The sequence below is a fragment of the Rathayibacter sp. AY1E2 genome (assembly GCF_002932325.1).
Classification (GTDB): domain Bacteria; phylum Actinomycetota; class Actinomycetes; order Actinomycetales; family Microbacteriaceae; genus Rathayibacter.
Genome location: NZ_PSVO01000049.1, coordinates 1 through 3,038 on the forward strand (window position 1 = coordinate 1; position 3,038 = coordinate 3,038).

Here is a 3,038-nt window from a genome sequence, read left to right on the forward strand (position 1 = left end):
CTGCTCGCCTCCTGATCCGACCCCGGGCCGGGCGGAGGGGGGCCGCCCGGCCCGGGGTCGGATCAGGAGGCGAGCAGCGCCTCGGTCTCGCGGCGCAGCTCGAGCGCCTCGGCGAGGGACTCGTCGATGATGACGTCGTCCCAGCCGACCGTCGCGCCCTGCGCGATGTCGTTGCGCAGCTCGACGTGGTGGGCGAGCGCGACGGGGAGGGCGCCGGTGGCGACCGAGTGCTTCGCGGAGACGAGCTTGCCGTAGACGGTGAAGCCGCCCTCGCCGTCGAGGAACTCGCCGGCCTTGAGGTCCTTCTTGGCCGTCGCGACCACGTCGCCGTAGAAGCCCTCGGGGTGGCCGGTCGAGATGCCGCGCAGGGCGGCGTTGGCGATCGACATGTTCAGCTCGAGGCCGACGTAGTGGTACGGGCGGTAGAGCGCCGCGTACTGCTTGGTCGGGTCCGGGTGCCACGGGTACTCGTCGAAGCAGGTCGACACGTAGGGGTTGGTCGCCTTGACGACGACGTAGACGCCCTCCTGGGTGTTGTGCGGGATGAGCGCGCCGTCGCGGGTGACGCTCGACATCACGTCGACGGTGCCCTCGTGGTCGAGCGCTCCGCCGATCGAGCGGGGGCGGCTGATCGTGGCGATCTCCTCGACGTCGCCCGGGGTGAAGGTGAGGCCGGCGTCGGAGGGGACGAGCCCGGCCGCGTTGGCGACGGCGGCCATCTCGATGGCGGCCTTCGTGCCGTCGCGGAACGAGGTGTGCATGTAGGGGTTGAGCTGGCCGGAGTCGGTGAGCTCCTTGCTGAACTCCCAGTTCTCCCAGACGTTGTCGGGATTCATCTGGTGGTAGTGCTCGAGGTACTTGGCGCCCTTGCCGGCGCAGACGACGTCGAAGCCGCTGGTGCGGGCCCAGTCGACGAGCTCCATGATGAGGGCCGGCTGGTCGCCGTAGGCCATCGAGTAGACGATGCCCGCCTTCTCCGCCCGCTTGGCGAGCGCCGGTCCGGCGAGGGCGTCGGCCTCGACGGTGACCATGATGATGTGCTTGCCGGTCTCGATCGCTCGGAGGGCGTGGTGCACGCCGACGATGGGGTTGCCGGTCGCCTCGACGATGACGTCGATGTCGTGCTCGAAGAGGACGGCCGCGTTGTCGACGATGGTGGTGGTGCGGTTGGCGAGCGCCTCGGGGATGTCGGCGGCCATCGCCTCGGCGGGCCAGTCGACCAGCTCGAAGGCGCCGCGGGCCCGGGCCACGTTCACGTCGGCGATGGCGACCACGTGGACGCCGGGGATGTTGCGCGCCTGCGAGAGGTACATGGTGCCGTAGCGGCCGGCGCCGATCAGCCCGACGCGGATGGGGCGGCCCTCGCGTTCGCGATCGCCGAGGAGTTTGTACAGGTTCACGTTGACCTCTCTGGTCCGGTGGCGCACGGACGCGGAGAGCCGCCGGTGAGGGCGGTGGACGTCGTCGTCGTGCGCAGTCTTCTTCGGAGGAATTCTGCTGACCGGTCGGGGTGGAACCGGTACCAGTTTTGTACCAGCGCCCATTAGGCTGTGTCAACAGCAGTTCGCATCGCGGCGTTCGACGAGGACCCCGCCGGCCCCCGGGAGGACCCGTGCAGAAAGCTCCGACGATCCGCGACGTCGCCCGCACCGCGGGCGTCTCGGTCTCGGTCGTCTCCCGCGTGCTCAACGACGGCACCGGCCCGGTCGCTGTCGACACCCGGCGCCGCGTGGTCGAGGCGATCGACGAGCTCGGCTTCCGCCCCCGCGCCGCCGCCCGCGAGCTCAGCCAGGGGCAGGCCCTCGCGATCGGCCTGGTCCTGCCCGACCTCACCAACCCGTTCTTCGCCCGCCTCGCCGACAAGGTGGTGTGGGAGGCGCGCGCCCGCGGGGCCCAGGTGCTCCTGGTCACCACGCAGGAGGACTCCCACGTCGAGGGCGAGTCGCTCACGAGCCTGCTCGACCGCTCCGTCGGAGGCGTGATCGCCACCCCCTCCGGCGACAACCTCGAGAAGTGGTCGCGCCTGCGCCGCGCCGGGGTCGACGTGGTCTTCGTCGACCGCACCACGCCCGGGCTCGACGACGTCGACGTCGTGAGCATCGGCAACTCCGCCTCCGCCGCCCGGGCCACCGACCACCTGATCGCGCTCGGCCACACCCGGATCGCGATCCTCTCCGGACCCGCGCACACCTCCACCGGCCAGGCCCGCGTCGCCGGGTACCGCGCCTCCCTCACCGCGGCCGGCCTGCCGCTGGACTCCACGCTCGTGCGCGACGTGCCCTTCCGCGGCGACGTCGGCGGCGAGGCGGTCGCCGCCCTCCTCGCGCTGCCGGAGGCGCCGACCGCGCTCGTCGTCGCCAACACCGCGCAGGTGCGCAGCGCCGTGCACCGGCTCTTCCAGCTCGGGATCCGGATCCCGGAGGCCCTCTCGGTCGTCGTGTTCGACGACAACCCGTGGAGCGAGCTGGTCACCCCGCCGCTCAGCGTCGTCCGTCAGCCGATCGACATGCTCGCCCGTCACAGCGTCGAGCTCGTCCTCGCCCGCATGCAGGGCCGCCTCCCCGAGGCGCCGCAGCACATCGAGGTGCAGGCCGACCTCGTCATCCGCTCCAGCTGCGCCGCACCCCCGCAGCGCTGATCCCCCTCCCCCCTCCGAAAGGCACGCCATGTCCGATCCCGTCGTCGTCACCGCGATCTTCACTCCCGCCGAGGGGCAGCGCGACGCGCTCGTCGCCGCCCTCTCCACCGCCATCGCGGAGGTGCACGAGGAGGAGGGCTGCGAGCTCTACGCGATCCACGACTCGCCCGACGGCACCATCGTCATGCTGGAGAAGTGGACGAGCGGCGACCTGCTCGACGCGCACGGCGCCGGCGAGCCGGTCGTCCGCCTCAACGCGGCGATCCGCGGACTCGTCGCCCATCCTCCCGTCGTGACGCGGCTCGTCCCGATCCCGGCCGGCACCTCGCAGCAGGGCGAGCTCTAGCCCCCGGGGGCTAGAGCTCGCCCTGCTGCGAGGTGCCGGCCGGGATCGGGACGA

The 3,038-nt window shown here is 71.9% G+C and carries 3 protein-coding genes; 2 read left to right on the top strand and 1 reads right to left on the bottom strand.

Annotated elements, in window-relative coordinates:
• Positions 1-62 precede the first annotated feature (62 nt).
• On the bottom strand, positions 63-1,400 hold the full coding sequence (locus C5C49_RS16630; protein WP_104251308.1) for an NAD(P)H-dependent oxidoreductase: 1,338 nt from the start codon (positions 1,398-1,400) through the stop codon (positions 63-65).
• A gap of 212 nt (positions 1,401-1,612) precedes the next feature.
• On the opposite strand from C5C49_RS16630, the gene C5C49_RS16635 reads away from it, so the two are divergent.
• Positions 1,613-2,638 (top strand): LacI family DNA-binding transcriptional regulator, encoded by a 1,026-nt coding sequence (locus C5C49_RS16635; RefSeq protein WP_104346619.1) that lies wholly within the window; start codon positions 1,613-1,615, stop codon positions 2,636-2,638.
• 28 nt (positions 2,639-2,666) lie between these two features.
• Positions 2,667-2,984: a putative quinol monooxygenase gene (locus C5C49_RS16640; protein ID WP_104224889.1), complete on the top strand. Its 318-nt coding sequence runs from the start codon at positions 2,667-2,669 to the stop codon at positions 2,982-2,984.
• The last annotated feature ends 54 nt before the right edge of the window (positions 2,985-3,038 follow it).

Coding starts and splice junctions, on each gene's coding strand:
- C5C49_RS16640 (WP_104224889.1), top strand. CDS start 2,667: ATGTCCGATCCCGTCGTCGTCACCGCGATCTTCACTCCCGCCGAGGGG.